The following is a 3,779-nucleotide window of genomic DNA, read 5'->3' as shown; positions in this document are numbered from 1 at the left end:
GCTGCGGGCGCAAGAGCCCGTAGCGGCTTTCCCACGCCCGAAGGACATGGGTGCTCACGCCCACCTTGGCGGCAAGCTCACCAATCCGCATCGTCGGCGGTATCGAACTCCTCACGAGCGCCACCGTAGACCTGCGACAGAGTTTTGACAAACACTCGACACAACGTTAGTCAAACATTTGACAAACAAGTTTGGAGCGACCTAGCGTCATGGACATGAGCCGAGACCGCATCGCCGTCATCGGGGCTGGAGTCTCGGGTCTGACCGCGGCCTACCTGCTCTCGCGTGAGCACGACGTCACCCTCTACGAGTCCGAACCCCGACTGGGAGGTCACGCGCACACCCACACGGTGCCGACGGCATCCGGCGACCTGCGCGTCGACAGCGGGTTCATCGTGCACAACGACCGCACCTACCCCCTGCTGCGCCGCCTCTTCGCCGAGCTCGGGGTGCAGGCCCGCGACACCGAGATGTCGATGAGCATCCGCGACGAGGCCAGCGGCACCGAGTACGCCGGCGGTCGGGGCGTCAAGGGCTTCCTCGCCCGCCCGCGCCAGCTGCTCGACCGCGAGTTCGTCGCCATGCTGCGCTCGGTCACGCGTTTCCACACCCTCGCCCGCACCTTTCTCGAGCAGACCGACGACGAGGACACGACGACCTACGGGGAGTTCATCCGCGACGCCGGCTTCGGCGAGGCGTTCACCCGGCTGTACGCGGTGCCGCTCGTCGCGTGCGTGTGGTCCAGTGGCGGGGAGGAGGCGCTCGGCTACCCCGCCCGCTACCTGTTCCGCTTCCTGGAGCACCACGGCATGCTCACCGTCGGTGACTCGCCCCAGTGGATGACCGTCGTCGGCGGCTCGCGCACCTATGTCGACGCCATCGCCGCTCGCCTGCCGTCCGTGCGTTCCGGCGACGCGGTCACCGCCGTCTCGCGCACCCCGGACGGTGTCGAGCTGCGCACCGCGTCCGGGCGCACCGAGACCGCCGACCGGGTCGTCCTGGCGCTGCACGCCGATGACGCGCTCGGCATCCTCGCCGACGCCACTCCTGCCGAGAAGGAGGTGCTCGGCGCGTTCCGCTACTCCCAGAACGAGACCGTGCTGCACCGCGACGGCTCCCTGATGCCGCGTGCCCGACTCGCCCGCTCCTCGTGGAACTACCTCGTCGGCACCGACCCCGCTCAGGGCGCCGTCGTCACGTACTGGATGAACCGTCTGCAGGGGCTGCCGCGCGACGAGCCGGTCTACGTCACACTCAACGCCAGCGACCGCATCGACCCGGCGAAGGTCGTCGCGACGATGCAGTACCGACACCCCCTCTACGACGTGGATGCCGTGCGCGCCCAGCGTCGGCTGCCCTCGCTCACCACCGAGCGCACCACCTTCGCCGGGGCCTACCACGGCTGGGGTTTCCACGAGGACGGCTGCCGCTCGGGTGTGGAGGCGGCCGCCGCCTTCGGGGTGCAGTGGTGAGCACCCTCGCCGACCTGCCCCCGCTGCCGGCCCTGGTCGTCGGGTCGGTGCACCACACCCGCCACCGGCCGCTGACCCACTCCTTCACCCACCGGCACTACCAGTGGCTCGTCGACCTCGACGACCTGCCCCGGCTGCCGCGCTGGCTGCGGCCGTTCGCCCAGTTCCGCGGCGAGGACCACCTGGCCGGCAACAACCCCGGGATCGGCGCCCTGAAGGCCAACGTCCGGCGCGTCCTCGAGCGCGACGACGGCGTGGGCGCCCGCGCCGACTCGGTGACCCGGATCGTCATGCTCGCCCACGCCCGCGTGCTCGGCCACACCTTCGACCCCATGACCGCGTTCTGGTGCTTCGACGCCGACGGGCACCTCGTCGCCGTGCTCGTCGAGGTCCACAACACCTACGGCGGTCGGCACGCCTACGTCTTCACCCCCGACGCGTCGGGACGGGCCACGACGGCCAAGGAGTTCCACGTCTCGCCGTTCAACGACGTCGAGGGCGACTACGCCATCCGGTTCCACCTCTCGCCGCGCCGCGTCGGGGTCTCGATCCGCCTGCTCGTGGACGGTGACCCCCTCGTCACCGCGACGGTCAGCGGAACCCCGCGACCGGCATCCGCACCCGTCGTCGCGCGCACCGTGGCCCGCCACCCCCTCATGACCCAGCGGGTCAGCGGCCTCATCCGGGTGCACGGCATCTGGCTCTGGGCCCGGCGACTGCGCGTGCGACCCCGATCCGAAGCATCCCTGGAGAGTGTCCGATGACCACCGAAGCCCCCCACCTGCAGTTCGGTTCAGCCGCACCGAGCCTGCCGAGCGGTCTCAACCTGTCGAGGGTGCTGACGCGCGGCGCGATCGCCAAGCGCGTCGTGCACGCCACCGTCGCAGGGATGCCGGTGCGGCTGCGCTACCCCGACGGCACCGAGGTGGGTGGCGGCGACGCGACCGCACCCGTGCTCGAGGTCGTCCGCCCCGCGGCCTTGTACCGCCGGCTCGAGGCGCACCCGAAGATCGGCCTCGGCGAGGCCTACATGGCCGGTGACTGGCGGGCCGCCCCCGGCACCGACCTCGCGCACGCGCTGATGCCGTTCGCCGCGCGCATGGGGGCGCTCGTCCCCAAGCCCCTGCTGTCGATGCGCGGCGTCGTCGACCGGGCCATCCCACGCCACCAGCGCAACACGCTCGAGGGCTCGCGCAGCAACATCAGCGCCCACTACGACCTCAGCAACGACCTGTTCGCGGCCTTCCTCGACCCCTCGATGTCCTACAGCTCGGCCCTGTTCGACCCCAGCCGTCCGCTGGCCGAGCAGGATCTCCACGAAGCGCAGCTGCGCAAGGTCGACGGCATCCTCGACGCCGCCGGGGTGCGCGAGGGCAGCCGCGTGCTCGAGATCGGCACCGGGTGGGGCGAGCTCGCGATCCGGGCCGCCCTGCGGGGGGCAACGGTCACGTCGGTGACGTTGTCGGCCGAGCAGCGCTCGCTGGCGCTGGAGCGGATCGCGGATGCCGGCGTCGCCCACCTCGTAGAGGTGCGGCTGCAGGACTACCGCGAGGTCACCGGCCAGTTCGACGCCATCGTGAGCGTCGAGATGATCGAGGCCGTGGGCGAGGAGTACTGGCAGACCTACTTCCGCCAGATCGACGCCCTGCTCGCCCCCGGCGGCGCCGTCGCCATCCAGGCCATCCTCATGGAGCACCACCGGCTCCTCGCCACCAAGGGTTCCTTCGGGTGGATCCAGAAGTACATCTTCCCCGGTGGCCTGATCCCGTCGTTGCAGGCCATCCGCGAGGTGACCCGCGACGCGACCGACCTGCGGGTCGAGCGCGTGCAGGCCTTCGGGGGCGACTACGCCGAGACGCTGCGTCGCTGGCGGCACACGTTCCTGCAGGAGTGGCCCACCATCCAGACCCAGGGGTTCGACGAGACCTTCCGGCGGATGTGGGAGTTCTACCTCGCCTACTGTGAGGCGGGGTTCGCGACGCACTACCTGGACGTCGCGCAGATCCGACTCGCGCGGAGGAGCGCCCAGTGACCACGACCATCGAACGCACCGTGACGACGACGACGGACCCGGACACGGTGTTCGCCTACCTGGCCGACTTCCGCAACGCCGAGCAGTGGGACTCGGGCACCAAGTCCTGCGAGCTTGTCGCGGGTGACGGCGGCCCCGGCACCGTCTACCGCAACGTCTCCGAGTTCGCCGGCAACACCGTCGAGCTCGAGTACACGACGCAGACCGTCGAGCAGCCGACGTTCGTCATCGTCGGGCGCAACGACACGACGGTCAGCCACGACACCATCACCGTC

Annotated in this window: 5 protein-coding genes; 4 read left to right on the top strand and 1 reads right to left on the bottom strand. The window is 70.5% G+C overall.

Going from position 1 to position 3,779, the window contains the following annotated elements; all coding sequences use genetic code 11:
* On the bottom strand, positions 1-91 hold a 91-nt coding region (locus PKY62_RS13395), incomplete at its 3' end, for a MerR family DNA-binding transcriptional regulator (RefSeq protein ID WP_502875847.1).
* A 124-nt stretch (positions 92-215) separates the two neighbouring features.
* Here PKY62_RS13395 and PKY62_RS12560 point away from each other — a divergent pair.
* The 4 genes from PKY62_RS12560 to PKY62_RS12545 all read left to right on the top strand — a co-directional run.
* The gene (locus PKY62_RS12560; protein ID WP_324537472.1) at positions 216-1,472 is read left to right on the top strand and encodes an NAD(P)/FAD-dependent oxidoreductase; all 1,257 of its coding nucleotides are present in this window, start codon (positions 216-218) and stop codon (positions 1,470-1,472) included.
* A complete protein-coding gene (locus PKY62_RS12555) occupies positions 1,469-2,236 on the top strand; it encodes a DUF1365 domain-containing protein (protein ID WP_324537470.1) in 768 nt (255 codons plus the stop codon). Before PKY62_RS12560 ends, PKY62_RS12555 begins: the two co-directional genes overlap by 4 nt.
* Positions 2,233-3,504 carry a class I SAM-dependent methyltransferase gene (locus PKY62_RS12550; RefSeq protein ID WP_324537468.1) on the top strand — a complete coding sequence of 424 codons (1,272 nt, stop codon included), beginning with the start codon at positions 2,233-2,235 and terminating at the stop codon, positions 3,502-3,504. The genes PKY62_RS12555 and PKY62_RS12550 overlap by 4 nt, the downstream gene beginning before the upstream one ends.
* A partial coding sequence (locus PKY62_RS12545) for an SRPBCC family protein (RefSeq protein WP_324537466.1) occupies positions 3,501-3,779 on the top strand: 279 nt, incomplete at its 3' end. The genes PKY62_RS12550 and PKY62_RS12545, both read left to right, overlap by 4 nt.

The sequence above is a fragment of the Actinotalea sp. genome, assembly GCF_035443605.1.
Lineage (GTDB): Bacteria > Actinomycetota > Actinomycetes > Actinomycetales > Cellulomonadaceae > Actinotalea.
Note: the sequence above shows the minus strand (reverse complement) of the source record. Positions and strands in the feature narration are given on the sequence as shown.